The sequence below is a fragment of the Delftia sp. Cs1-4 genome, from assembly GCF_000214395.1.
Classification (GTDB): domain Bacteria; phylum Pseudomonadota; class Gammaproteobacteria; order Burkholderiales; family Burkholderiaceae_C; genus Comamonas; species Comamonas acidovorans.
The window spans coordinates 2,720,595-2,746,153 of the sequence record NC_015563.1 but is presented as its reverse complement, the minus strand read 5'-3'; the positions used below and the strand labels follow the sequence as shown (position 1 = coordinate 2,746,153).

The window sequence follows — 25,559 nt, the reverse complement described above, 5'->3', positions numbered from 1 at the left end:
TCTGTAGCATTCACGGCGTCCCTGCCTCTTCTTCGAACCCGCTTCCATGCCTGCCCTGTCCCTTCGCCAGAAACTGCTGGCTCCGCTGGTTTTCTGCCTGCTGGCGCTGCTTGCGCTGACCCTGTTCAACGCCTACCAGGCACGAAGCAAGGCCTATGAGGCCCGGCAGCAGGCGCTGCGGGACTTTGTCGATTCGGCAGACAGCCTGATTGCTGCCATTGCGGCAGAGGCCAAGGCCGGCAAGCTGCCTGAAGAAGACGCCAAGGCCACGGCCGTTGCCCGCGTGGGGCAGCTGCGCTATGCCGGTGGTGCGGGCTACATCACCAGCATCACGACGGATTCCGTGGTGCTGAACAACCCCGCAAGCCCGGGCATCAACGGCAAGAACATGGCCGGCTTCCAGGACGCCAAGGGCAGCTACCTCTACCGCAGCATTGCCGCCGTGGGCGCTTCTGCCCAGGGCAACGGCTATCTCACCTACTGGTGGCCCCGTCCCGGCGCGAAGGAGCCCAGCGAGAAGCTGGCCTATGCCAAGCGATCCACCTCCTGGAACTGGGACCTGATCGCGGGTGACTATGTGGACGACATCCAGCAGGCCTTCATCGCCACCATCATCAAGTCGGTGGCGGCGCTGGCGGTGCTGGGCGCACTGCTGTCGTTGATTGCCTGGATGGCCACGCGCAGCGTGCTCCATGCCATCGGCGGAGAGCCGGCCGTGGCGGCAGCGATCGCCAACCGCATCGCCGCCGGGGATCTGTCGCAAACCGGGCTGGAGGGGGCATCGCACGCACCGGAAGGCAGCGTGATCGCGGCGGTGCAGCGCATGAGCGAGCAGCTTCGCCAACTGGTGACGCGCATCCATGACACGGCGGGCATCATCCACCGCTCGGCCGGCGAGATTGCCACGGGCAGCCTGGACCTGTCGCAGCGCACGGAGCAGCAGGCCAGCTCGCTGGAGGAAACGGCGGCGTCCATGGAGCAGTTGACCGCCACCGTGCACCAGAACGCGGAAAACGCGCAGCAGGCAAGCCAGATCGCCTCGGGCGCCTGCGCGGTGGCCGAGCGCGGCGGCACCGTGGTGGACCAGGTGGTGAGCACGATGGGCGAGATCAATACCTCGTCGCGCCGCGTGGTGGACATCATCGGCGTGATCGACGGCATCGCCTTCCAGACCAACATCCTCGCGCTGAACGCGGCCGTGGAGGCTGCGCGCGCTGGCGACCAGGGGCGCGGCTTCGCGGTCGTGGCGGGCGAGGTGCGCACCCTGGCGCAGCGCAGCGCCTCGGCCGCGCGCGAGATCAAGACGCTGATCCAGGCCTCGGTGGAGCGTGTGGATGCCGGCGCCACCCTGGTGGACCAGGCCGGGCAGACCATGCGCGAAGTGGTCACCACGGTGCGCAACATCACAGGCATCGTGACCGAGATCGCCTCGGCCAGCCGCGAGCAAAGCAGCGGCATCGAGCAGGTGGGCCATGCCGTGACCGACATGGACCGCGTGACCCAACAGAACGCCGCACTGGTGGAGCAGTCCTCGGCCGCCACGCAGGTGCTGCAGCAGGAGTCGGAGAAGCTCTCCCGCCTGACGGCATCGTTCAAACTCTAGGCTTCGCTTCCTTTCTCTTTTCAGACATGATCACCTGCTACCTGCGCTACATCATCGACCCGTTCAAGGCCAAGGAATTCGAGGAGTACGGCAAGACCTGGATTCCGCTGGTCGAGAAATTCGGCGGCAAGCACCACGGCTACTTCCTGCCGTCCGAAGGCGCCAACAATGTGGCGCTGGCCATGTTCAGCTTCCCCAGCATGGCGCTGTACGAGGAGTACCGCATCAAGTCCATGCAGGACCCCGAATGCCAGGCCGCCTTCCGCTACGCGGAGGACACGCGCTGCATCCTGAGCTACGAGCGCAGCTTCATGCGCCCGGTGTTCGGCTGAACCTCCCCCCGCGCCACGCCCATGTGCGTGGCGCGCGTTTGCAAATACGGAATCGGTATTTTCACAACTGAAGCACGCTAACTAGCATCCATCCCATTGCAATCTTTTGAGGATGGAGCGCGTGAACAAGCGTCGTTTCCTGCTGGCCGGCCCTTCTCTGCTGGCCGCTGCCGCCCTGGCTTCCACCACCGCCGCGCGGGCTGCGGCGGATCCCCGGACCCGATTGGTCGTCGCCGACCAGAGCGAGCTGCTGCGCCACCTGCTGGATGCCAGCGGTGAGCGCAAGCGCCTGGGCTTTCAGCTGGAGCTGCCCAACTTCGCGGGCGGCCCGGCCATCTTCGAGGCCATACGCGCAGGCGCGCTGGACATTGCCTATGTGGGCGACACGCCGCCCATCCAGGCGCGCGCCGCCGGTGTGCAGCTGCCCATCATCGCCACCTTCACGCGCGAGCGCGCCCAGTACCGGCTGGTGCAGCGTGCCGATGCAGGCATAGAGCGCCTGGCCGACCTGCGCGGCAAGCGCCTGAGCTATGTGGAAGGCTCGGGCCGCCAGGTCTTCCTGATCGAGGCATTGACACGCGCGGGCCTGACGCTGGCCGACGTGAAGCTGGTCAACCTGCGCGTGGCCGAACTCAACGACGCGCTGCGCGCCAAGGCGGTGGACGTGGCCGTGCTCATGGAGCCCCATGTCACGCGCCTGGGCAAGCAGATCGGCGCGCGGCCCGTGCCCGATCCGCAGGAGCGCGCGCTGCTGCCCGCCACCTCGTACATCTACGCACGGCCCGACGTGCTGGCCGACCCGGCCAAGTCCCAGGCCATCGTCGATTTCCTGGGCGCCTTCGTGCGCGCAGGCAAGTGGAGCAATGGCCACGAGCAGGAATGGGGCCGCCACTACTACACGCAGTTCCAGCGCATCGATGCGGAGAGCACGGCGGCCATCCTGGCATCGCAGTCCGATCTGCTGTTCCAGACGGCCGCCGAGGCGCAGCCCCACCACCAGAAGCTGATCGACATCCTGCACGTCGCCGGCAGCCTGCCGCAGCGGCTGGATGCGGCAGGCTCCTTCGTGTCCACCTACGACCGCGTGATCGTGGCCAACCGATGAACCGGCCAGAAAACACACGATGACGCAAGCGCAACTGGACATCAACGCGGCCGGTCTGGCACCGGCCACCGCAGCCACCGCTCAATCCGCGCCCGCCACCCGGGCCGCCGTGCAACTCGTGCCCGCGCGCCTGTCGCAGGGCGCGCTGCTGGTGGGTCCCGGCCTGCTACTGGTGCTGTGGGAGGCGGCCTCGCGCCTGGGCTGGCTGTCGCCCGAGACGCTGACCGCGCCCTCGCAGGCCCTGGTCGCCGGCTACGGCATGGTGGCCGACGGCAGCCTGCTGCCCCACCTGCTGGCATCGGCAGGCCGTGCCTACAGCGGGTTGCTGCTGGGCGTGGTGGCTGGCGTGCTGCTGGCCCTGGCCTCGGGCCTGACGCGCACGGGCGAGGCCCTGCTCGACGGCCTGGTGCAGATCAAGCGCGCCGTGCCCACGCTGGCGCTGATTCCCCTGGCCATCATCTGGCTGGGCATTGGCGAGTCCATGAAGATCTTTCTGATCTTCACGGCCGTGCTGGTGCCCGTCTACATCAACACCCACGCGGCCCTGCGCGGCATCGATATCGGCCATGTGGAGCTGGCCCAGACCCTGGGCCTGTCGCGCGCCGAATTCATCCGCAAGGTGGCGCTGCCAGGGGCGCTGCCGGGCTTCTTCGTGGGCCTGCGCATTGCCGTGTCGCTGTGCTGGACGGCGCTGGTGGTGCTGGAGCTGATCAACACGCAGACCGGCATCGGCTACCTCATGAACCGCGCCCGCGACTGGGGGCAGACCGATGTGATCGTGGTGGGCATCCTCATCTACGCCCTGCTGGGCCTGCTGTCCGACGCCGTGGTGCGCCGCATCGAGGCGCACGTGCTGTCCTACCGGAGGTCGCTGGGATCATGAGCCATCACCCCACCCCGGGCGCCGTGCGGCTGCAGCGCTTCACGCGCAGCTTCGGCGGCAAGAACGTGCTGGACGCCATCGACCTGGACATTGCCCCGGGCCAGTTCGTGGCCCTGCTGGGCGAGTCCGGCTCGGGCAAGACCACCTTGCTGCGCGCGCTCGCCGGGCTGGACGGCCATGCGCAGTCCAGCGGCGCGGCCAGTGCGCAGGGCAACGTCTCCGTGCTGTTCCAGGACGCGCGTCTGCTGCCCTGGCTGTCGGTGCTGGACAACCTCACGCTGGGTCTGGACGCCCGCGCCGTGCTGCCCGCAGCACGGCAAATCCTGCACGACGTGGGCCTGCAGGACAAGGCTGGCGCCTGGCCCGCCACGCTGTCGGGCGGCCAGAAGCAGCGCGCATCGCTGGCCCGCAGCCTGCTGCGCGACCCGCACGTGCTGCTGGCCGACGAGCCCTTCGGCGCGCTGGACGCGCTCACGCGCATGCGCATGCACGGCCTGCTGCTGCGCCTGGTCGAGCGCATACGGCCCACGGTCATCCTCGTCACACACGACGTGGACGAATCCCTGCTGCTGGCCGACCGCATCCTGGTGCTCAGGGACGGCCGCATCGCCGAGGACCACGCCGTGGACCTGCCCCATCCCCGCCGCCCCGACCATCCTGCCTTCATGCAGCTGCGCGCCACCTTGCTGCGCAGCCTGGGCGTCGAGACAGAGATCGCCTGACGCCGGCCCCGCCCGCGAAACAACCCACACAACAAAGGACTGCTCCCATGTCTCGGCAACTGCACCTGAACCTGTTCCTCATGACGCGCGGCCACCATGAAGGCGCCTGGCGCCATCCCGGCGCCAACCGCAAGGCGCTCACCGACCTGGAGCTGTACGTCGATGCCGCACGCATCGCCGAGGCCGCCAAATTCGACGCCGTCTTCCTGGCCGACAGCCTGGTCGGGCCCGAGAACGGCCAGCAGATCACCTCGGGCCTGCTGGACCCGCTGGTGCTGCTGACGGCACTGGCGCTGCGCACCGAGCGCATCGGCCTGATCGGCACCGCCTCCACCACCTACAGCCATGCCTATACGCTGGCGCGCCAGTTCGCCTCGCTGGACCATCTGTCCAAGGGGCGGGCGGGCTGGAATATCGTCACTTCCTGGGCGCCCAACGCGGGCCTGAACTTCGGACTGGCCGACAACGTGGACCACGGCGACCGCTACCGCATCGCCGAGGAATTCGTGTCCGCCGTCGATGGGCTGTGGCGCAGCTTTCCGGCCAGCGCCCTGCTGGACGACACGGCGGCCGGCCAGTTCCTCGACGCATCGCAGATCCGGCCCATCCACTTCGAGGGCAAATACATACGCACGCGCGGCCCGCTCAACGTGCCCGGCAGCCCGCAGGGCCGGCCCGTCTTCGTGCAGGCCGGCCAGTCCGAATCGGGCCGCGCCTTTGCCGCGCAATGGGCCGAGGCCATCTTCACGGCCCACGGCGCGCGGGAATCAGCCCAGGCCTTCTATGCCGACATCAAGGGACAGGCGCAGCAGCTTGGCCGCCGCCCGCAGGACATCGTGATCCTGCCCGGCATCAGCGCCGCCATCGGCTCCACCGAATACGAGGCGCGCCAGGTCTGGGAAGAGCTCGACAGCCTGACCAGCATCGAGGTCGGCCTGGCCCGCCTGTCAGCACGCTTTGGCGGCCACGACTTCTCGGCCGTGCCGCTGGACCGCCTGCTCACGCGCGACGACTTCCCCGATCCCGACAAGGTCGAAGCCTCGCGCAGCCGCGCCGTGGGCTATGTGGAAACCAGCCTGCGCGACGGCCTCACCCTGCGCGGCCTGCTCAAGCGCCTGGCCGGCGCCCGCGGCCACCTGGCCGTGGCCGGCACGCCCGAACAGGTGGCCGACATCATCGAAGACTGGTTCAGGCACGGCGCAGCCGACGGCTTCAACGTCATGCCGCCCATACTCAACCAGCAATTCGAGCTGTTCACCAGCGAAGTCGTGCCGATCCTGCGCAAGCGCGGCCTGTTCCGCGAGGAATACGAAAGCCGCACGCTGCGCGGGCATTTCGGGCTGGGGGAGCTGGCGGGGACGGGGGCAGGTGATGCCCCAGCCGCGCGCCCAAGGGAGCAAGCGCTGGCGGCTTGACCGATGCGGCGCTGCGGCTGCACAGACAGGCCTACAGCAGAATGTCCGCCGTGGGGTACTTCCAGAAGTCGCGCAGCAGGTAGCTGATCGGCAGGTTCAGATTCGTGGAGCTGGGTGGAATCGGCTGCAGGAACCACTTCTCGTAGATGGGATGGATTTCGCGGCTGGTGATGATCCGCTTCATCTCTTCATCGACCAGTTTCTTGAACGCGGTATCTGCCTTCGGCAGCATGATGGCCAGGGGTTCGGTGGACAGGAACTTGCCCACCACCTTCAGGGCGCGTGGATCGGGCCGTGCAGCGGCCAGCCCGTTGAGAAGCACGTCATCCATCACGAACGCGTCGGCTTCGCCCTTCTCCACCATCTCCAGGGCCCTCGCGTGATCGGGGGCCTCCACAATGGTGATGCCCATGAGGCGCTGCCTGTTGGCCTGCGTCACCAGGGCCATCGGGCTGGTGCCCTTGGTGGAAACCAGCTTTTTGCCCTTGAGATCCTCCATCGCGTTGATGGTGCTTTCGGCCTTCACGAGCATCCGGGCGCCGGTGATGAAATGGGGGACCGTGAACGCCACGGTCTGGCGCCGCTGCGCGTTGTTCGTGGTCGAACCGCACTCCATGTCGGCCTTGCCCTGCTCGATCACGGCCATGCGATTGGCGGGCGTGACCATCAGGAACTCCACCTTCATGTCCTTCCTGCCTGTCTGCTTGCGCACCGCCTCGGCCAGGCGAAGGCACAGATCCAGCGCGTAACCGACGGGCTTGCCGCTGCGCGTGTCGATGTAGGAGAAGGGGACCGACGATTCCCGGTGCGCAATCACCAGCGCGCCACCGGCCTGGACCTTGTCCAGCACACCGGCTGCAGATACACCGCTCAAGGCCGACAGGCCCAACGCACCCAACGCAATTCCCCACTGGCGAAAGATCATCGAAGTCCTTGGATCGCAGGCGCTGGGCGGCGCCCAGCAGTGTCGTGACAGGTTATACACGTATTGTTACCAGATGTGCAAACCTGGGCTGCTGGCGGTTTTGCCGGCACCTTGGCCTCTGGCTTTTCCCCCTCCCCCGTTATGGCAGGATCACCAGCACCAGAATTACCGAGGGAACTCCCATGCTGATCAACTGCGTCGCCTACGAAAACGGGGCCAAGCTGGCGGACATTCCCGTCGCCGACATCAGCAACTACATAGAGCGGCCCGGCTGCTTCGTCTGGGTGGCGCTGGCGGACGCCACGCCGGCCGAGCTGGAGGAGATGCGCCAGGAGTTCGGCCTGCATGCCCTGGCCGTGGAGGATGCGCTGCACGGTCACCAGCGGCCCAAGCTGGAGGAGTACGGCAGCTCGCTGTTTGCCGTGATGCACCTGCTGGAGCCCGAGCCCGAGCGGCCCGGTCACTTCAACCACGGCGAGGTCGATGTCTTCGTGGGCTCCAACTACGTGCTGTCGGTGCGCAATCGCAGCAAGCGCGGTTTCCTGGGCGTGCGCGAGCGCTGCGAGAGCGAGCCGGAGCTGCTGCGCCACGGCTCGGGCTTTGTGCTGTATGCGCTGATGGATGCGGTGGTGGACCGCTACTTTCCCATCATCGACGCGCTGGAGGTGGAGCTGGAGCAGATCGAGCAGCAGATCTTCACCAAGGGCGCGGCGCGCGACAACATCAAGCAGCTGTATGAACTCAAGGGCCGCGCCATGGACCTCAAGCACGCCGTGGCCCCCCTGCTGGAAGCCGTGGGCAAGCTCAACGGCGGGCGCGTCCCCCAGATCTGCGTGGGCTCCAGGGACTACTTCCGCGACGTGATGGATCACCTGGGCCGCATCAACGCCCAGATCGACACCATGCGCGACACCGTGGGCACGGCCATCCAGGTGAACCTGTCCATGGTGTCCATCGAGGAAAACGAAGTCACCAAGCGGCTGGCAGCCTGGGCCAGTATCTTCGCCATCTGCACGGCCTTCTTCGGCGTCTGGGGAATGAACTTCGAGAACATGCCCGAACTGAAGTGGCAATACGGCTATCCGGCCGCACTGCTGTTCGTGCTGGGTGTTTGCGGCCTGCTTTACTACAAGTTCCGCAAGGCGGGGTGGCTGTAGGCGGCGGGAAGGCGAGCGGTGCCAGGGTATTCACCCAGCCGCACCGTCACAGCCGCGTCACACATCCACGCCACCATCCCAGGCGCCAACTCCTGGACGCCCGGATTCCCCACCATGTACGACGAACTTCTGCCCGACCACCATGATTCGCTGATGCAGCGCATCGAACGCGATCTGCTCGACAGCTACGACGAAGAACTGGAGATGGAGATAGACGACGCCCGCCTGGGCAGCGGTGGCGACGATCTGGACGGTGCCGACTCCGTGAGCCGCCAGACCTACTTTCGCGAGCTGCTGCGCCTGCAGGGCGAGCTGGTCAAGCTGCAGGACTGGGTGCAGCACCACAGGAAAAAGGTGGTCATTCTCTTCGAGGGCCGCGATGCGGCCGGCAAGGGCGGCGTGATCAAGCGCATCACCCAGCGCCTGAACCCGCGCGTATGCCGCGTGGCCGCCCTGCCCGCGCCCAACGACCGCGAGCGCACGCAGTGGTATTTCCAGCGCTATGTCTCCCACCTGCCCGCGGGTGGCGAGATCGTTCTCTTTGACCGCAGCTGGTACAACCGCGCGGGCGTGGAACGCGTGATGGGCTTTTGCTCCGACGAGGAGTACGAGGAGTTCTTCCGCTCCGTGCCCGAGTTCGAGAAGATGCTGGTGCGCTCGGGCATCACGCTGGTGAAGTACTGGTTCTCCATCACCGACGACGAGCAGCACCTGCGCTTTCTGGGCCGCGTGCACGACCCGCTCAAGCAGTGGAAGCTCAGTCCCATGGACTTCGAGAGCCGCCGCCGCTGGGAGGACTACACCAAGGCCAAGGAAGCCATGCTGGAGCGCACCCACATCGCCGAGGCGCCCTGGTGGCTGGTGCAGGCCGTGGACAAGAAGAAGGCCCGGCTCAACTGCATCTCCCACCTGCTGACGCAGCTGCCCTATGAAGAGATAGAGCACCCGGCCATCGTGCTGCCAGAGCGCACGCGCAATCCCGAATACACACGCAACCCCGTTCCCCAGCACATGTACGTTCCGGACAAGTACTGACACCCCCTGAGGCGCTTCGCGCCTTCCCCCTCTCTACCCGCTTTGCGGGGGAGGGGGACGACACCCTCGGTGCGGGGGCGGCCCTTCCTTGGTGTCTCTGGCTTCAGCAAGTGCCCATTTCATGCGCACGGCCGACTTTCAGACCTTATGCGCCTCGCCGTCCTCCACGGATGCCTCGGACGCCTCAGGCGTCTCTGGCGCTGGCGCTGGCTCTGCCCCGGCGACTGCAGCCGCCTGCGGCACCTCGGCAACCTCGGCCGCACGCTTGCGCCGGTCCTGCTCGAGCAGCGCGGTCAGCGCCGCGTGGATGCGCTCCAGCGTGCCGCCCGGGTTGACCCACCAGTCCGTGGACCAGATGCGCAATATCTGCCAGCCCAGGCCGCGCAGCACCTGCTCGCGCAGCTTGTCGCGGTCGCGCGCCGTGGCCGAGCGGTGGTAGGTGGCGCCGTCGCACTCCACGCCCGCCAGGTAGCTGCCCGCATGGTCCGGGTGCACCACGCCCAGGTCCACGCGGAATGAGGATGCGCCGATCTGCGTGTGCACGCGCCAGCCCTTGCGCTCCAGCGCCTGGGCCACGCTGGCCTCGAACGGGCTGTCGAAATCGCCCTGGCTGCCATGGTGCGACTCGGCCAGCGCGCGCGGGCCGCGCTCGGCAAATTCCAGGAAGTGCTTGAGGTCGCGCACGCCCGCCGCCTGGGTGCGCGACAGGTCCATCTGCTCGCCGCGCAGGCTGGAGAAGATGCGCAGCTCCTGCCGCGCGCGCGTCACCGCCACGTTCAGCCGCCGCTCGCCGCCGTCGCGGTTGAGCGGGCCGAAGTTCATGGACACCGCGCCCGAGATATCGGGCCCGTAGGTGATGGAAAAGTACATGATGTCCCGCTCGTCGCCCTGCACGCTTTCCAGGTTCTTGACGAAGACGGGCTCCAGCAGCGCATCGGAGAAAAACGGCTCCAGCCCCGGGTCCTTGCGGCGCTCCTCGTCCAGCAAATCCTCGATCAGGCTTTGCTGCTCGGAGTTGAAGGTGACCACGCCGATGGTGGCACCCGACTGCGCAAACCCCGGCGACTGCAGCCGCGCCACCAGGTCGGCCACCAGGGCCTTGGCCTCGGGCTGGTTGATGCGGGCGCCACCCTTCTCATAGCGGCCCTGCACGGCGTGGAAGCTGACGGCGCGGTCATCGGTGACGGGCGAGGGAAAGGTCACCAGCCCGCCGCCGTAGTAACGGTGGTTGCTGAAGGCGATCAGGCTTTCATGGCGCGAGCGGTAGTGCCACGACAGGTTGCGCGTGGGCAGGCTGGCGCCCAGGCATTCGTCCAGGATGCTTTCCATGTCGCCTTCCACGCCCTGCGTGTCGTCGTCGAAGGTGTCGGAGGTGTCGGCGCGGCCGAAGAAGCTGGTGGGCGGCAGCTGCTTGGGGTCGCCCACCATGACCACCTGCCTGGCACGCGCCATGGCGCCGATGGCGTCCCAGACGGGGATCTGCGAGGCCTCGTCGAAGATGACGATGTCGAAGTTGCTGGTCTCGGCGCTCAGGTACTGGGCAATGGACAGCGGGCTCATCAGCAGGCAGGGCGTCAGGCGCAGCACGGCCGAGGGGATCTGCTCCAGCAGCTGGCGCAGCGGCAGGTGCTGGCGCTTCTTGGTGATCTCGCGCCGCAGAATGCCCCACTCGCTGTTGCGCTGGATGCTGTCGGCCGACGGCAGGCCCGCGCACAGCCGCGCGCGTATCCACTGGCGCGTGACCGAGGTGAATTCATCGTCCAGCGCGCGGAAGTCGGCAATGCGCCGCTCATGCTCGGCAGAGACGAAGCGCTTGAGCACCTCGTCCTCGTCCACGGCCAGCGCCAGCCACCAGCGCGCGTAGTTGACCTCGAAGGCCTGGGGTGCCTGGGCCGGTTCCAGGCTGCCGGACTCGATGGCGTCGGCCAGCGCACCCAGCCCGCCCGCGCGGGCCGAGGCCTGGGCATTGCGCCAGGCGCACCAGGCATGCAGGCCGCCTTGCCCGGCCAGCACGCCGCCCGCCGTGGCCGCCAGCTGCTCGGCCGTGCGCTGTGCCAGGGCACGCTGCTGCGGCTCGCCATGGGCTGCCGCCGCGCTGAAGGGATCTATGGCCGCGTGCAGGCCGGCCAGGCTGTCCAGCAACTGCTGGCAGGCCATGCCGACCGCGGCGCCCTCGCCCAGCTCGGCGCTGCGCAAGGCCAGCACCTGGTGCAGCGCCTGGCGTGCCTGGGCCAGTTCGGCCTCCTGCCAGCCCAGCCCGGTCAGCCCTGCCTGCAGCGATCCCTGCAGGCGCAGCGCATGCTCCACGGCTTGCGGGCGCGTGTCCAGGCCGTCCCAGACGCCGGGGCAGCGCAAGCCCAGATCGTCCAGCGCCAGCAGCTGTTCCTCGATGGCGCTGCGGGCCGCCAGCTGCGCATGGGCCTGCTGCAGTGCCGCTCCACAGCGGCCCTGGGCCACGGCGGCGTGCGAGGCCATCAGGCCGCCGCGCCGCGTCAGTTGCAGGCGCTCGCGCTCGAAGGCCAGCGCGTCCTGCAAGGCCTGGGCATCGGTTTCCAGGCCGCGCCACAGGCCGTGGCTGGCATCGGCCAGCGGCAGGTAGCCATCGAGCTGGCGGTCGATCTGGTACAGGGCCTGCAGGCGCTGCACTTCGGCCGCCCAGCGCTCGCCGCCATGGCCTTCGGCCACGGCCTCCAGTCCATCGAGCGAGAAGGATTTCTGCGCGCGCGCGGCCAGCAGGGCCGCATTGGCCTTCAAGGCGCTGCGCGCATGGTCGGTGCGCGTGCGGTGTCCAGCCCACAGGCCGTCGGCTGCGGCGCCGGGCTGGATCTGGTCCAGTTCCTCGCGCAGGCCCCGGATGCGCACCAGGGCGGCCAGGTCATCGGCCACGCGCGGCTCGCCCGCGCCTTCGATGGTGGCCTCCAGCGCCGCGCGCACCTTGCGCCGGCCCAGCCAGGACAGCGGCCACAAGGACTTGCCGGCCCTGGCCCATTCGCGCTGCAGCTGCGAGACATTGAGCTGGCCCACGCCCGCGCCGTACTTGACGGACAGGCCCTGGCGCAGCGCCGCGATCTCGTCGATGCACTGCAGGCCGCGCTCCAGCTCGTCGCCCAAGGCCACGGGCCAGGGCGTGCCCAGCCCGGCCTGCAGGCGCCGGCGCTGCGCCAGCAGGTCCAGCGCCTGGGCCAGGCGCGTCTGCAGCTCGACCGGCCAGGGCGCCGGAATCTGTGCGGACAGATCACCGTGCTGCGCCAGCAGCTGCAGGCCCGATTGCAGGGATTCGCCAATGCGCGAGCCGTCAGGCAGCACGCAGAAAGCCAGGTTGCGGCCTGCGGCCGCCGGCAGCGCGCGCGCGATCACGCCCAGCGCCGAGCGCGCCTGGCGCCCCAGCGCCGGCCACTCGATGCGCAGCAGCCGGCCCAGCTGCTGCGCCGCCTCGGCAAAGCCCTGGCCTGCATCGTGCAGCGCCTGGGCGGCATCCACCATCTGCTGCTGCCAGCGCACGGACCAGTCGCTGGCCTGCACCGTGGCCAGCGGCCCGTCCTTCAGATGCTGCGCGCCCACGGCCTGGGCATTGGCCTGCAGGCGGCCCGCAGTCTCGCGCAAAAGGGCCAGGCCCGCTTCGTCATGGGCCTGGGGCGTGGGCCAGTGAAATCCCAGGCGCGGCAGCGCCTCGCCACCGGCCACGGCGCCAATGGCGCGGTAGATGGTCCAGCCGTTGGCGTGGCGCCGGTGCAGGCGCTCCACATAGGCCGACAGCTGCTCGCGCAGGCGGCCGAGCTGGCTGGCCTTGGCGGCCCAGGCCTCGGCATCCACCTGGCCATGCGAGTCCCAGGATTTCTGCAGCTGGCCCAGCACGTCGAGCTTGCGGCTCTTGTTGGAGTGCAGCTCCAGGCAGAACTCGCCCAGGCCCACTTCGCGCAGGCGGCGGTAGACCACGTCCAGCGCGGCGATTTTCTCGGCCACGAAGAGCACGCGCTTGTCCTCGGCCAGGCACTGCGCGATCAGGTTGGCAATGGTCTGGCTCTTGCCCGTGCCCGGCGGGCCGATGAGCACGAAGTCCTTGCCGCGCGCAGCAGCCATCACGGCCGACAGCTGCGATGAATCGGCCGGCAGCGGGCTGAAGACCTGCTGCGGCGCGAACTCCTGGTCCAGCCGCCGCGTGTCGGGAAAGGCGATCTCCGAGCGATAGGGTTCGCGCGGCGTGTCGATCAGGTGGGCGACCACGGGCGAGCTGCGCAGCTGGTCGGCGCGCTCGGCCAGGTCCTTCCACATCAGGTACTTGGCGAAGGAGAACATGGACAGCACCACGTCCTCGCTGACCTCCCAGCCGCGTACGTCCTTGATCGCCTCGCGCACGCGGGCCCAGATGCCGGTGATGTCCAGCCCGGCTTCGTCGCGCGGCAGGTCGCCTGCGGGCACGCCCAGCTCCAGCTGGAAGTCCTGGCGCAGCATCTCGACCAGCGTGGGGTTGAAACGCGGCTCGTCCTCATGCGCCTGCAGCGTGAAGCCCGAGCGCGCGCTCTTGCGCTCCAGCGTGACGGGCAGCAGGATCAGCGGCGCGCGCACGCGCACATCGGGCTTGTCTGGCCGGCTCCAGACCAGAAAGCCCAGGGCCACGAACAAGGTGTTGGCGCCGCCTTCCTGCAGCGCGTTGCGCGCGCCGCGAAACAGCTCCACAAAGCGGCTGTCCAGCTCCAGCGGCTCCAGGTCGATGAAGACCTCGCGCCGCTGCAGCGCCTCTTCGGCGTGCGCGCCGCGCAGGTCTTCCAGGCTGCGCGCCTCGTGCAATGGCTGGCTGCGCGGGTCCTTGCCCTGCATGAGCTCGGGGCTGGGCAGCAGCTTGAGCACCTGGCCCCGGGCCAGCGTGTCCTCCAGCGCGGGCGCGGCCACCTGCAGCAGCAGCGATTTCTTGCCGGGCTTGAAGTTGAGCAGCGCATTGCGCAGCGACAGGTCCAGCAGCCGGCGCTGCCAGCGCGCCAGCCTGTCCTTGGGATCGAGCTGGGAGGTGGGCACTTCGCGTGTCTGTGCCTGCGACAGGAGTTCGGGCGGCGGCTCCACGGTGAGTCGGGGCTCGGCCTGGCCTTCCCCGGCCTCGGGCGCGGCGTCCTGGGGTTGGGCCAGCGCCAGCGGGCGGATGCGCTGCATGCGCGCGCGCCGCACGTCCACCAGCAGCTCGAACTGGTCCTCATGCTCTTCGGCCAGTTGGCGCGCGCCCTGGGCAATGGCCTGGCTGAAGGCCACGGCCTGGCCTTGCGCGGCCAGCGTGGTCTCGAAGACCACCAGCTCCTGCAGCTTGAGCCGCTTGCGCACGGCCGTGATGTCATCGACCACGGCGGTCGAGAATTCCTGCCTGCCCAGCCACAGGCCCACGAAGGCATGGCCGCGCGTGAAGACCAGCAGCGGGTTCAGGTGCGCCTGCTCCAGGCAGGAGGCGAACAGCAGCGTCAGGTCCAGGCAGGTGGCCAGGCCCGCATCCAGCACCTGGGTAGCGCCGCGTATCTTCTGGCCCGCATGCTCGAAGCTGGCCGGCGGCAGCGCGTAGTTGAGTTTCTTCTGGAGCACGGAAGTCCAGATGGCCGAGGCCAGTTCCCAGGCCCGCTGCGGTCCCTGTTCATAGCCGTTGATGGCGCCGGACTTGCCCGCCGCCTCCAGCGCCTGCGCCGCGCCCTTGAGGATGCGGTCCACGGCCGGATCGTTGGGTTGCACGAAGGCAGTCACCATCTCGGGCAAATGCCCCAGGCCGCCCCACTGGTTGCGTGCCAGCAGTTCCAGCGGGTGTTCGTGCCGGGCCAGCACCGTCTCTGCCGGCTGGCCGCTGCGCAGCTCCAGCCGCAGCACGGCGGGCTCGGCCTCGGTCAGGCGCGAGAGCAAGGCGCCGTCCAGCGCCACATCCAGGTCGGTCAGCGCATAGGTGCTGTGCGCGGCCACCGACTCCAGGCGCCAGGTGCGCGGCTTGATGAAGGCAGGCTCCGAGGCCAGGTGCAGGCTCAGCGCCTGCAGCGGCAGCTCGCCCTCGTTGACGATGGCCAGCTCCAGCAGCGCGGGCACGGCGTTCTGAAAGTCGGCGAGATTGAGCTTGGCGACGGTGCCGATGCGCAGCTGCGTGGCCGTCTGCGGCGCCTGGGCGGCGGCGGGGGCGGCATCTGCGGGGGAATCTCGGCGGAGGTCTTCTGTCATGCGCGGTAGTCCTTGGCTGGCCAGCAGGCGGCGGGAACTGTCGAAATCCCGTCATATTCCTGGCCCGACGATTGTCCGCTGCGAATGGGGCGCCGTGTCCGAGATGGGCGGTTTTCAGGGGTCACTGTTTGCAAAAAATGAGAGCAGGAAACCGCGCCGAGAGCGCCAATCCGCAGGGCCGGCCATCACTTCATCAATCACTTCATGTACGAGCGCATCACCGACAGCACCAGGTCCACGTCGTCATCACGGGCCTGGCCGCCGGCCGTGCCATCGACCAGATGGGTGCGCACATGGCCCTCGAGCACCTCGAAGATCATGCCGTTGACGGCGCCGCGCACGGCTGCCAGTTGCTGGAGGATGGCCGCGCAGTCGTGCTCGGCCTCGAGCGCGCGCTCCAGCGCCTGGGCCTGGCCCTGGATGCGGCGGATGCGCGTGAGCAAGCGCTTCTTGTTCTGAATCGTATGTGCCATGAGGGCCATTCTAGGCGCCTGCATATACTGGGGTACAGTATCTGCATGCGCAGCATTCCATCCCTCTCGACCGCTGGCGGCGCCAGCCCCAGGCAGCATTCACACCGTTTCGACGAAGGCAACCCGCTGGGCGAGCGCCGTGCCATGCTGGCTGCGGGGCTGACGGCGGCCATGATGGTCGGGGAGATCGCAGGCGGGTACGGATTCAACTCCATGGCGCTGCTGGCCGATGGCTGGCACATGGGATCGCACGCGCTGGCGCTGGGGCTCTCAGCTGGCGCCTATGCGGCCGCGCGCAGATTGGCGGGCGATACGCGCTTTGCCTTCGGCACCTGGAAGATCGAGGTGTTGGCCGGCTACACCAGCGCCATCTTGCTGCTGCTGGTGGCGGGCGGCATGGCCTGGCAGTCGGTGCAGCGCCTGTTCTCGCCCTCGCCCATCCACTACGAGCAGGCACTGGGCGTGGCCGCGCTGGGCCTGCTGGTCAACTTGGTCTGCGCCTGGCTGCTGAAGGGCGGGCACGGGCATCACCATGGTCACGGTCACTACCACGGACATCCCCACGGGCACGGCAGGCATGCGCACGGCGGCCACGCGGGCGACCGCCATCACGGCGACCACGGCGACCACGGTGACCATGACGACCACGGCGATCTCAACCTGCGCTCGGCCTACCTGCATGTGCTGGCCGATGCCGCCACCTCGGTGATGGCCATCGCCGCCCTGTTCGGCGGCATGGCCTGGGGCCTGGGATGGCTGGACCCGGCCATGGGCCTGGCCGGCGCCGTGCTGGTGGCGGCATGGGCCCTGGGCCTGCTGCGCGACAGCAGCCGCGTGCTGCTGGACGCCGAGATGCACGCCCCCGTGGTCCGCGAGGTGCGTGAGGCCATCGCCCAGGCGCCGTTTGCCGCACAGATCTCCGACCTGCATGTCTGGCGCGTGGGCAAGGCGCGCTACGCCTGCATCGTGGCGCTGGACGCGCCCGCAGGCGTGGACCCCGATGCCGTGCGCCAGTTGCTGGGCGTGCACGAGGAACTGGTCCACGTCACGGTGGAGGTCAACCGGCCGCAGCCGGCTGCGACACACTGAGCCTATTGCGCGCCAGCCACCGCAGCCTGGCGCGCACCGGGCTGCTTGAACAGCTTGAAGTACGGCGTGTTCGAGGGATTCACCGGGATGTCGAACTTGCGCACCATGGCATAGGTCTGGATCTGGTCGTGCAGCGGCAGGTAGATCAGCTCCTTTTGCACCGTGCTCCAGATGGAGTGGATGGTGGCGTCGCGCTTGCGCGCATCGCCCTCGGAGGCCAGGGAGACGATCTGGCTGTCCAGCTCGGCATTGCTGTAGCGCGTGGCATTGGTGTTGCCCCTGCCGTTCTTGCCGCGCGTGTGCACCAGGTAGTCGAAGACATAGGCCGAGTCATAAGTGGGCACGCCCCAGCCGTAGAGGTAGAAATCCGTTTCCTGGTTGTTGATGGCCGCCGTCTGGATGGCCAGCGGCCGCGACGACACGGCGGTCTTCACGCCGATGCGGCCCAGAAAGCCGGCGATGGCCTGGCAGATGGCCTCGTCGTTCAGGTAGCGGTCGTTCGTGCAATGCAGGGTGATGCCGAAGCCGTTGGGGTAGCCGGCGTCGGCCAGCAGTTTCCTGGCCTGGACAAGGTCGGCCTTGCCCACGGCGCCAAAGGATTTCTCGTAGCCGTGCACAAAGGGCGGCGCAATGATGTTGGTGGGCACGGACAGGCCGCGCATCACGGCGCGCTGTATGGCCTGCCGGTCGATGGCCAGCTGGAAGGCCTGGCGCACGCGCAGGTCGGCCAGGGGGTTCTTGTCCTTCACATCGGAATGCGACAGCGGGGCGGCGCCCACGTTCAGGCCCAGGAAGATGGTGCGGTTCTCGGCCGCCTGGTTGATGCGAAAGCGCGGGTCGGCGCTCAGGCGCGCAATGTCCTGGATGGGCAGGTCCTGCACGAAGTCCACCTCGCCCGACAGCAGCGCCGCCACGCGCGTGGCCTGGGACTTGATGGGCAGGTAGACCAGTTCGTCGATCTCCAGCGGGAACAGCCCCTTGCCCCAGTAGCCGGGAAACTGCCGCAGCACGGTGCGCGTGTCCTGCTCGCGCGAGGCGATGACGTAGGGCCCCGTGCCGTTGGCGTTGCGCGTGGCATAGTTCTCTTCCTTGGCCAGCGCGTTCTGTGGCTGCTCCGCGCCGTGGGCCTTGGCCCAGGCGGCGCTCAGGATCTGGATGTTGATGAGGCTGGCCGGCAGCAGCGGGTTGGGCCCGTTGGTCCTGATGTGCACGGTGAAGGCATCGACCTTGGTCACGTCGGTGATCGAGGTCAGCAGCGATCGCATGTCCGAGGTGGCCGAGCGCGCGCGGCGCAGCGAGAACAGCACGTCGTCGGCCGTGAACAGGCTCCCGTCATGAAACTTCACGCCCTTGCGCAGCTTGAACTCCCAGACCGAGGGGTCGGCAGTCAGCGCCCAGGACGTGGCCAGGGTGGGCAGCAGCTTGCCATCGGCCGTGCGGATGATCAGCGGCTCGTAGATCTGGTGCAGCAGGTTGTGGTTGGGGCCGTTGTTCAGCGCATGCGGGTCCAGCGTGGATGCGTCGGTGGAGCGCGCCCAGCGCAGGGTTTCGGCCTGGGCGGGCGGTGCGCACAGCAGGGCTGCGGCCAGGGCGGGAAGCAGTGCGGAAGTTCGCAGGGTGCGCAAGTGGGTGCGCAGCAAGGAAAGGCGAGGCAGGAAGCGTCTTTGGGTCATGAAGTGTCCTGGCAGCCGGAACAAGATCGCAGAAAGGCGGCGGCGGGTGCCGCGCCGGCTGCACCAGACGGCCGATTGTGTGGAGCCACCAGCCCGCCGCAAAGCCCGATTGCGCCTATGCAAATGCGCTGCGCGCAGATGCAAAGTGCTGCGACAGCAGGGCGTACAGCGCGCGCAGGCCCTGGGCCTCGCCGCCCCTGGGACGGCCGGGGCGCTCCTCCAGATTCCAGGCGAACAGGTCCAGGTGCAGCCAGGGCAGCTCGGGCGGCACAAAGCTCTCCAGAAACAGCGCAGCCGTGATGGCGCCGCCCTGCGGCGTGCTGGCGGCGTTGAGCAGGTCGGCCTGGTCGGAGCGGAGCATGCGGCGGTACGGCGCCCACAGGGGCAGGCGCCACAGCGGGTCGGCCTGCGCGCGGCCCTGGGCCAGCAGCTCATCGGCCCAGCCGTCATGGTTGCTGAACAGCGCAGGCAGGTCCGGCCCCAGCGCCGTGCGCGCAGCGCCCGTGAGCGTGGCCAGGTCGATCAGCAGCGCGGGCGGCGTGGGCGCGCTGCGAATGGCGTGGTGCAGCGCATCGGCCAGCAGGAGCCGGCCTTCGGCATCGGTGTTCTCGATCTCCACGCGCCGGCCGTCACCGGCCTCGATGATGTCGCCGGGCCGCAGCGCACCGGCACCCACGGCGTTCTCCACCGCAGGCACCAGCAGCTTCAGGTGGATGGGCAGGCCTGCCTGCATCAGCAGATCGGCCAGGGCCAGGGCGTGTGCGGCGCCGCCCATGTCCTTCTTCATCCAGCGCATGCCTGCGGCGGGCTTGAGGTCCAGCCCGCCGGAGTCAAAGCACACGCCCTTGCCGATGAGCACCACATGGGGCAGCGCGGCATCGCCCCAGGTCAGCTCGGCCACGCGCGGCGCCTGGGCCGCCTGGGACGCCGCCCGGCCCACGGCGTGCACCAGGGCAAAGCCTGCGGCGGGCAGCTCGTCGCCCACCCATTGCCGGTAGCGCGCGCCATGGCGCGCGGCCAGGTCGGCCACGGCCTGGGCCAGCTGTTCGGGACCCAGCTGGTTGGCAGGCAGGTTGACCAGCCGCCGCACCGCGCCAATGGCGGCGGCCATTGGCGCGACGGCGGCCTGCTCATCGGGGCTTGCCACCAACCGAGCGAGTGATAGAGCGAGTGATGGAGCGGTTGCCGCATCCGACTGCCGCGCCTGGCGGGTCGACGGCAGCGCGCCCAGTGCCCAGCCCAGGAGCAGATGCGGCCTCTGAGCCTCATCCGCATCGGCGAGCGCATAGGTGCCGGGCGGCAGCGCAGCCGGCAGGCCGGCCAGCTGCCACAGCGGCTGGTCCGGGTCCACGCCGACCAGCACGCCAGCGAGGGCAGCGCCCTCGCTCTGCCCTTCCCTCTGCACTTCAGCCTGCATGCCGGGCAACAGCAGGATGCGGCCCGGCTGCGCATCAAAGCCTGCGGCGCGCGCCCATCGGGCCTGGGCCGGGGGCAGTTGCTCCAGCGCGGCCGCCAGGGTGGCTGGCGTGGCACGGTACAACGCCGTGGCGGGTTGGGGGGAAGTGGCGAATGCGCCGGATTGGGAAGGGGAGCTTGTGGCAGGGCTGGACATGGTGCTGGCAAAGCGCGCCAGCCTAAGGGCCGACTCCGCTTGGCGCAAACACGCCTGCCGCATATGCAAAGCAGAAATGATTAGTGGACGTCTGCGTGCAGGCGGGCCGCAGCCGCTCAGTCCAGAAAGCGCGCGGCCACCTGCGGATCGGGCACCATGCACTGCGCGCTGCGGCCAAACCAGCGGTAGCGGTTGCGGGCCAGCCAGCGGTACAGCCCATCGCGCAGGGGGCGGGGAATCAGCCACGCCGCCCATGCCAGCCGCCAGGGCCAGCCCAGGCCATGGAGCACGCGCAGGATGGCGTCCGTGTGCTGCCAGGAACGGTCCCCATCCACCAGCAGCAGCGTCTGCAGACCTTCGACCCGCAGGCCTGCATCGGCCAGCATCCTGCCGCCGGCCTCGCCCTGGATGGAGGCAAAGCGGAACCTGCCGCGCCTGTCGTGCCTCAGCAGAAACTGCACCCAGCCATTGCACAGCAGGCATTGGCCGTCGAACACCACAATCATGATTCGCCCTCCTTGGGCACTGAAGTGTCTTGCCGCACCGTGGGCAATTGCAGATGCCCGCTGTAGCTGGCGACCACGCCCACCCAGGGCACGGCTGCCTCGATGTGGAAATGCAGGCGATCCCCCTCTCCGCGCTCCTCGGCCACGATGCGCGGCTCCAGCCAGGCCGGGCAGGCCATGCCCAGAAAGCGCAACTTACGCAGGCGCATCACCAGCCGATTGCCATCGGCCTCCAACCCGAAGCTCAGCCGCGCTGCGCCCAGGGATTCGATGATCTGCCCGTCCTGCAGGCGCAGGCTGGAACGCATGGTCTGCGCGGGAAAGTGGCGGGTCCAGACCTCACCCTGGGGCTGGGCATGCAGCGCGAAGCGGATGGGCCCCTCGCTGGCGCGCAGCGGCGTGCCCAGACACAGCGCCAGCAGCCGGGCCGCCAGGGACTGCGGCGCCTGGGTGCGGACCCAGCCATGGAGCTCATGGCGGCCCGTCAGGCGGTGGAAGGCCTGCACGGCGGGGTCCAGCCGAGCAAAGCGCTCGCCCATGGCCTGCTCGTACATGGACAGCCTCCGGCTCATGGATGGATCTCCCTCATGCGGATGTCCAGGCCACGGGCCTCCTGCTCGAAATCCTCCAGGGTCAGCAGGCCCATGCAGGGCATGGCGCCCACGGCGGGCAGTTGGCCTGCCGCCAGCTTCCGCGCCAGGGCCGAGGCGGCAAGCGTGGGCACATAGGGGCCGTCGCCCGACCCGGCGACCAGCACCCAGAGGCGCTCCTGCACGAAGCCCTGTGCGTCCCGCCCACGCACGCACACATGCATGGCACCCGCATCGCTGCCCCAGTCCTTGAAGCAGTCCGCCGCGCGCTTGAGCCACGCGGCGTGCACCGACCAGTCGCGCACCAGGCCCAGGCGCGCCAGCCAGGCCATGGCATTCATGCCCCTGTGCAGAAATGCCAACTCCAGCCCCGCGCCAAAACGCACGCCAGGCTTGCCCGCATACCGGGGTGCCAGCAGTACCAGATCAGGCACATCGCAGGGCGACAGCAGCCGCGCCCCCACAGGCTCGGGATAGCGGTGGCGCCAGCTGCCCGACCAGCCGAACACCGGCTGCGGGCCAGCGGACGCGAGGCGCTTGCCGCAGTAGCTCAGGATGCCGGCCACCGTGGACAGGCCGCGCTCCGTGCGGTTGCCGGGGCTGATGCCTATGTCGATGGAATCCACGCAGGCCATGCCGCCTGCCAGCCGATCGGCCACCGCCGTGGACAGTGCGGGGACGGAACTGGCCCCGCTGGTCAGCAGCACGCCCCGGGCCAGCGCAGCGGCTTGCAGGGCGGTGATGCCGCCGACGAAGTCGCGGCCATCGGCCAGGTCCACGTAGTGCACGCCCGCATGGGCGCAGGCCTGTGCCACGCGATGGTCCTGCCCCTGGAAAGGGCCTGAGGTATGGATGAGGAGATGGATGCCATGCTCCTGGAGCCGGGCCTGCAGCCCCGGGTCCATGGCGTCCACCGCCACGGCGGACAGCCCGGCATGGGCATCGGGCAAAAGCGCATCGACCAAGGCCTGTGCCTTGGCGCCCGAGCGGCCCACCACCACGATGTGCAGCGCCTTCTGCCGTGCCAGCCGGCGCACCAGCCGGCTGCCGAAAAAGCCATATCCCCCGACAACCATCACCCTGAATTCGTGCATGCGCCAGTGTAGGGCCGACCGGTCGCCAGGACGGCGGTGGCAGCATTTCCCTCCAAGGTGTTTCATCAGGAAAATATATGGTTAGCCACCATACAATATGCCGACACCACACCTGGCGCACAGCGCCTCAACCCCAGGAAACACCATGTCCCACTATCTGGTCGAGCTCTATTCCCCCAACCCCGCCTGGCTGGCCCTGCCCGCCGCGCAGCGTCAGCAGTTTCTGGACGCGGTTGCCAGCGCCATGGGCGGCCTGGCTGCCATGGGCGTGCAGGTGCTGGCCCTGGCCGAGACCGAGCGCGACCTGGACCAGGCCAGCCCCCACCGCTTCCTGGGCATCTGGCGCTTTCCCGATACCGCCGCGCGCGATGCCCTGCTGGCGGGCATCAAGGCCAGCGGCTGGTACGGCTACTTCGACCATGTGAACGCGGCCAGCGGCACGGGTGGCCTTGAAAGCCATCTGAAGGCGCTGGCCGAGGCCTGAGGCGGACGGGCCATGGGTGCTGGATGGGTGCTGTATGGGTGATGCCGCGCCGGCGCTACGGCTGAATCGGGCACCCCAGACGCTTGAGCGTCTCGTCTATCCATGGCGCGCTGTAGGTACCGGCAGCGATGTCGGCCACCATCCCGGCCTCAACGACCTGCTTTCCGTGTGCTGCATCCAGCAGGGCCTGCGCCTGCGCATGCGGTACGCACAGCAAGCCATCGTCATCGCCAATCATGAGGTCACCGGGCTCGATCACCATGCCATCGATGGCGATAGGCACATTGATCTCGCCCGGGCCGTCCTTGTAGGGTCCGCGGTGAGTGACGCCCGCGGCGAATACCGGGAAGCTGCCAGCACGAATCCATGCCGCGTCCCGGATCGCGCCATTGATCACGATCCCGCCCAGCTGGCGACGCATGGCGTCTCCGACCATGATTTCTCCGATGAGTGCGTTGGTGAGGTCGCCGCCCGCATCCACCACGATCACGTCACCTGGGCTGGCCAGTTGAAGTGCCTTGTGGAGCATGAGGTTGTCGCCCGGGCGTGTCTTGATAGTCAACGCGGGGCCGGCCATGCGCCCGCCGCCGTGCATGGGGCGCAACCGCGCGCCGCCGGCCGTCATGCGGGCCATGCAGTCGCTGACGTTGGCAACAGGCACGTCGAGATAGCGCCTGGCAATATCGAGGCTGACAGCGCGCTGCCGCTTCAGAATTTGAAGACCGATCATGGTGTGATTCTCAGAGTGGATGGAATGAAAGCCGTGCCGCTCAATCAAGCGTGGTGCCAGAGCTCTTGACGATGGGTGCCAGGCGTGCGCGGTCGCTGGCGTAGAGCCTGGCCATGTCCTGCGGTGTGCCGGTGATGAGTTCGGCGCCGGAGTCGGCGATCTTCCTGGCCGTGTCGGGTGCGTTCACCACCTTGTTGATGGCTTCGTTGAGCTGCTTGACGATGGCGTCGGAGGTGCCGGCCGGGGCCATCACGCCCCACACGCTGGCCAGCTCCACGCCCTTGATGCCGGATTCGGTGTAGGTCGGCACGTCGGGCAGCAGCTTGGAGCGGCTCGCGGTGGTCACGCCAATGGCGCGCACCTTGCCCGACTGGATGTGCGACAGCAGCGTGGGGACGGAGCCCATGTACATGTCGATGCGTCCGCCCAGCAGGTCGGGCATGGCCTGCGCCATGCCGCGAAACGGCACGTGGGTGAGCTTCACATTCGAGCTTTTCTGCCAGGCCTCGCTGATGAGGTGCGAAATGGTGCCGGTGCCCGGCGTGGCAAAGCTCAGGCGCCCGGGGTTCTTCTTCGCCGCCTGGACGATGTCGTCCAGGGACTTGTACGGCGAATCGGCATTCACCACGAGCACGGCCGGGCCGGCTGCGACCAGGGCCACGGCGCGCAGGTCCTTGTCGGGGTTGTAGGTGAGCTTGGAGTACAGCAGCGGGTTGAGCACCACGTTGTCGGTCTGAGCCATCACCAGGGTCAGGCCGTCGGCGGGGGCCTTGGCCACCTGGTCCAGAGCCAGGTTGCCACCGGCACCGGGCTTGTTCTCCACCACGATGGCCCACCCATGGGCCTCGGTGAGCTTGGTGCCGACCAGCCGCGTGAGGTTGTCGGTGCCGCCACCGGCCGGAAAGGGCACGATGAACCTGATGGGCCGCTGCGGATAGGTGCCCTGGGCATGGGCCGGGGCCATGGCGGCAGCGGTCAGTGCCAGCAGGCCGGCGAGGGCCAGGCGGCGTCGGGTCGGGGTCGTCATTGCGGATGTCTCCTTTGGTGGTGTCGGTTGGCGCAGGGGTACGTTGATCAGGCTTGGCTGGCGAGCACGTGGCTGCCCAGCCAATCGATGGCCTCGTCGGTGGAGGTGCCGGTGAAGGGCTGCACCGCATGCGCCCGGGCCGTGGCGGCGAACAGCGCCTCGACGGCGGGCGAGGCGATGGGCGCCAGGCCGTTGCGGGCCATCTGCTGCCGGGCCTCGGCCACCTCGTTGCGGCGGCGCGCGGAATGCGGGATGTGCGTGCGCACCATGGACTCCATCAGCGTGCGCAGCGGTGTCTCGTCGATGTCCTGCAGCACGGCATGCAGCTGCTCGCGCAGGCCCATCTGCTGGGCCGTCACCAGGCACTCCACGGCCAGCGCCTCGGTCCCCTTGGTGTAGATGCTGCGCAGGAGCTTGAGCGCGGCGGCATCGCCCGGCTGTCCGCCCACCACGCGAACGAAGCCGCCAAGGGGCAAGAACAATTCCTGTACAAAACCGGCCTTGCCACCGGCCACGAGCAGCGGCGTCTTGCTGCCGCCCAGGTTGACCGCGCCGGTGATGGCCACGTCCACGAAGTGCACCGCCCTGCCCTGGGCGACGCGCCGGGCCAGCTCGCCGCATTCGCGCATCTCCTGCGGGTCGGCCGTGGTCATGTCCACATAGACCACGCCATCGCGCAGATGGGGCAGGCAGGCCTCGAACAGGCTGCGCGCCACGGTGCCGAACACGGCGCTCACCACCACGTCGGCCTCGGCCAGCCAGGCACCGGGCGCGGTATGCACCTGCGCGCCAGCGGCCTGCACGGCGTCGGCCACCGCAGCGTTGGGCTGCAGGTCGCACAGGCCCACCAGGCTGTGCCCCTGCTCCACAAAGGCCTGCATATAGCAGGCGCCGACCATTCCACCACCCAGTACTGCGAACTTCATA

21 protein-coding genes are annotated in these 25,559 nt (G+C 68.6%); 10 read left to right on the top strand and 11 right to left on the bottom strand.

The window, feature by feature from the left end; all coding sequences use genetic code 11:
* Window positions 1-46: 46 nt before the first annotated feature.
* The 6 genes from DELCS14_RS12050 (at window position 47) to DELCS14_RS12025 (ending at window position 6,060) form a co-directional block, all read left to right on the top strand.
* Window positions 47-1,603 carry a methyl-accepting chemotaxis protein gene (locus DELCS14_RS12050; protein WP_013801850.1) on the top strand — a complete coding sequence of 519 codons (1,557 nt, stop codon included), beginning with the start codon at window positions 47-49 and terminating at the stop codon, window positions 1,601-1,603.
* A gap of 26 nt (window positions 1,604-1,629) precedes the next feature.
* The gene (locus tag DELCS14_RS12045; RefSeq protein WP_012206218.1) at window positions 1,630-1,935 is read left to right on the top strand and encodes an NIPSNAP family protein; all 306 of its coding nucleotides are present in this window, start codon (window positions 1,630-1,632) and stop codon (window positions 1,933-1,935) included.
* Between the two features lie 112 nt (window positions 1,936-2,047).
* Window positions 2,048-3,040, top strand: coding sequence for an ABC transporter substrate-binding protein (locus DELCS14_RS12040; RefSeq protein WP_013801849.1), 993 nt, complete (start codon window positions 2,048-2,050; stop codon window positions 3,038-3,040).
* Between the two features lie 19 nt (window positions 3,041-3,059).
* Entirely contained in the window at window positions 3,060-3,923 is an 864-nt protein-coding gene (locus tag DELCS14_RS12035; protein ID WP_013801848.1) for an ABC transporter permease, read from the top strand.
* Complete coding sequence (locus DELCS14_RS12030) at window positions 3,920-4,645, top strand: ABC transporter ATP-binding protein (RefSeq protein WP_013801847.1); 726 nt, start codon at window positions 3,920-3,922, stop codon at window positions 4,643-4,645. The genes DELCS14_RS12035 and DELCS14_RS12030 overlap by 4 nt, the downstream gene beginning before the upstream one ends.
* Before the next feature lie 47 nt (window positions 4,646-4,692).
* Window positions 4,693-6,060 carry an LLM class flavin-dependent oxidoreductase gene (locus DELCS14_RS12025; protein ID WP_013801846.1) on the top strand — a complete coding sequence of 456 codons (1,368 nt, stop codon included), beginning with the start codon at window positions 4,693-4,695 and terminating at the stop codon, window positions 6,058-6,060.
* Window positions 6,061-6,091: 31 nt separating this feature from the next.
* Here the strand turns inward: DELCS14_RS12025 and DELCS14_RS12020 are convergent, their stop codons facing one another.
* Entirely contained in the window at window positions 6,092-6,985 is an 894-nt protein-coding gene (locus DELCS14_RS12020) for an amino acid ABC transporter substrate-binding protein (protein ID WP_013801845.1), read from the bottom strand.
* Between the two features lie 182 nt (window positions 6,986-7,167).
* Here DELCS14_RS12020 and corA point away from each other — a divergent pair, with 182 nt between their 5' ends.
* On the top strand, window positions 7,168-8,142 hold the full coding sequence (gene corA, locus DELCS14_RS12015) for a magnesium/cobalt transporter CorA (protein WP_012206223.1): 975 nt from the start codon (window positions 7,168-7,170) through the stop codon (window positions 8,140-8,142).
* Window positions 8,143-8,256: 114 nt separating this feature from the next.
* The gene (gene ppk2, locus DELCS14_RS12010) at window positions 8,257-9,177 is read left to right on the top strand and encodes a polyphosphate kinase 2 (protein WP_013801844.1); all 921 of its coding nucleotides are present in this window, start codon (window positions 8,257-8,259) and stop codon (window positions 9,175-9,177) included.
* A gap of 138 nt (window positions 9,178-9,315) precedes the next feature.
* Here the strand turns inward: ppk2 and DELCS14_RS12005 are convergent, their stop codons facing one another.
* Window positions 9,316-15,354: a DUF4011 domain-containing protein gene (locus DELCS14_RS12005; RefSeq protein ID WP_013801843.1), complete on the bottom strand. Its 6,039-nt coding sequence runs from the start codon at window positions 15,352-15,354 to the stop codon at window positions 9,316-9,318.
* Between the two features lie 197 nt (window positions 15,355-15,551).
* Window positions 15,552-15,827 carry a metal/formaldehyde-sensitive transcriptional repressor gene (locus DELCS14_RS12000; protein WP_172642953.1) on the bottom strand — a complete coding sequence of 92 codons (276 nt, stop codon included), beginning with the start codon at window positions 15,825-15,827 and terminating at the stop codon, window positions 15,552-15,554.
* 45 nt (window positions 15,828-15,872) lie between these two features.
* Here DELCS14_RS12000 and dmeF point away from each other — a divergent pair, with 45 nt between their 5' ends.
* Window positions 15,873-16,916 (top strand): CDF family Co(II)/Ni(II) efflux transporter DmeF, encoded by a 1,044-nt coding sequence (gene dmeF, locus DELCS14_RS11995; RefSeq protein ID WP_013801841.1) that lies wholly within the window; start codon window positions 15,873-15,875, stop codon window positions 16,914-16,916.
* Between the two features lie 2 nt (window positions 16,917-16,918).
* On the opposite strand, the gene DELCS14_RS11990 is transcribed toward dmeF, so the two are convergent.
* The 5 genes from DELCS14_RS11990 to DELCS14_RS11970 form a co-directional block, all read right to left on the bottom strand.
* Complete coding sequence (locus DELCS14_RS11990; protein WP_013801840.1) at window positions 16,919-18,589, bottom strand: ABC transporter substrate-binding protein; 1,671 nt, start codon at window positions 18,587-18,589, stop codon at window positions 16,919-16,921.
* Window positions 18,590-18,704: 115 nt separating this feature from the next.
* The gene (locus tag DELCS14_RS11985) at window positions 18,705-20,201 is read right to left on the bottom strand and encodes a leucyl aminopeptidase family protein (RefSeq protein WP_043796016.1); all 1,497 of its coding nucleotides are present in this window, start codon (window positions 20,199-20,201) and stop codon (window positions 18,705-18,707) included.
* Between the two features lie 116 nt (window positions 20,202-20,317).
* On the bottom strand, window positions 20,318-20,707 hold the full coding sequence (locus DELCS14_RS11980; RefSeq protein ID WP_013801838.1) for a thiol-disulfide oxidoreductase DCC family protein: 390 nt from the start codon (window positions 20,705-20,707) through the stop codon (window positions 20,318-20,320).
* On the bottom strand, window positions 20,704-21,279 hold the full coding sequence (locus DELCS14_RS11975) for a DUF4166 domain-containing protein (protein ID WP_043796013.1): 576 nt from the start codon (window positions 21,277-21,279) through the stop codon (window positions 20,704-20,706). Before DELCS14_RS11975 ends, DELCS14_RS11980 begins: the two co-directional genes overlap by 4 nt.
* Window positions 21,276-22,391 (bottom strand): saccharopine dehydrogenase NADP-binding domain-containing protein, encoded by a 1,116-nt coding sequence (locus tag DELCS14_RS11970; protein ID WP_013801836.1) that lies wholly within the window; start codon window positions 22,389-22,391, stop codon window positions 21,276-21,278. The genes DELCS14_RS11975 and DELCS14_RS11970 overlap by 4 nt, the downstream gene beginning before the upstream one ends.
* 145 nt (window positions 22,392-22,536) lie before the next feature.
* Here DELCS14_RS11970 and DELCS14_RS11965 point away from each other — a divergent pair, with 145 nt between their 5' ends.
* Window positions 22,537-22,875 carry a DUF6616 family protein gene (locus DELCS14_RS11965; RefSeq protein WP_013801835.1) on the top strand — a complete coding sequence of 113 codons (339 nt, stop codon included), beginning with the start codon at window positions 22,537-22,539 and terminating at the stop codon, window positions 22,873-22,875.
* Between the two features lie 55 nt (window positions 22,876-22,930).
* Here the strand turns inward: DELCS14_RS11965 and DELCS14_RS11960 are convergent, their stop codons facing one another.
* From DELCS14_RS11960 to DELCS14_RS11950, 3 genes are read right to left on the bottom strand one after another with little or no spacing between them, the layout of a single operon-like run.
* Window positions 22,931-23,605: an RraA family protein gene (locus DELCS14_RS11960; protein WP_013801834.1), complete on the bottom strand. Its 675-nt coding sequence runs from the start codon at window positions 23,603-23,605 to the stop codon at window positions 22,931-22,933.
* A gap of 40 nt (window positions 23,606-23,645) precedes the next feature.
* A complete protein-coding gene (locus DELCS14_RS11955; protein WP_013801833.1) occupies window positions 23,646-24,632 on the bottom strand; it encodes a tripartite tricarboxylate transporter substrate binding protein in 987 nt (328 codons plus the stop codon).
* A gap of 47 nt (window positions 24,633-24,679) precedes the next feature.
* On the bottom strand, window positions 24,680-25,558 hold the full coding sequence (locus tag DELCS14_RS11950; RefSeq protein WP_083829078.1) for an NAD(P)-dependent oxidoreductase: 879 nt from the start codon (window positions 25,556-25,558) through the stop codon (window positions 24,680-24,682).
* Window position 25,559: the final 1 nt, after the last annotated feature.